Origin of the sequence: Nosocomiicoccus sp. HMSC059G07 (assembly GCF_001815515.1) — a bacterium.
Taxonomy (GTDB): domain Bacteria; phylum Bacillota; class Bacilli; order Staphylococcales; family Salinicoccaceae; genus Nosocomiicoccus; species Nosocomiicoccus ampullae_A.
This window is the reverse complement of sequence record NZ_KV820814.1, coordinates 1-322: the sequence shown is the minus strand read 5'-3', so window position 1 is coordinate 322 and position 322 is coordinate 1. Positions and strand designations below refer to the sequence as shown.

The 322-nt window shown below is 22.0% G+C and carries 1 protein-coding gene; it reads left to right on the top strand.

What is annotated here, in order from left to right:
* Positions 1-49 precede the first annotated feature (49 nt).
* A complete protein-coding gene (locus HMPREF3029_RS09715; RefSeq protein ID WP_371327370.1) occupies positions 50-253 on the top strand; it encodes a GNAT family N-acetyltransferase in 204 nt (67 codons plus the stop codon).
* Positions 254-322 lie beyond the last annotated feature (69 nt).

Sequence of the window (322 nt, the reverse complement as noted above, 5' to 3'; positions counted from 1 at the left end):
TTTTCTATTTTACACAATTATATGGACGTAACTTTTTTCTTTAAGCGTTATAGATAAATTATGTGAATTTGCATATACAAATCATGAGTTAAATAAAGTGTTCGGAGAAATTTTCAGCAATAATATAACTTGTTTATCATTTATTAAAAAAACAGAATTTCAATGTGAGGCTAAATTAAAAAAACATAAAATAATAAAGAATAATTGGATAGATGTATATATATATAGTCGGTTTTTGGAAAAATTTGATTAAGATGAGAAAACAAATTAAGGTGGAGGAACGTAACATAATCATCATTATAACTAAATAAAATTATGAATT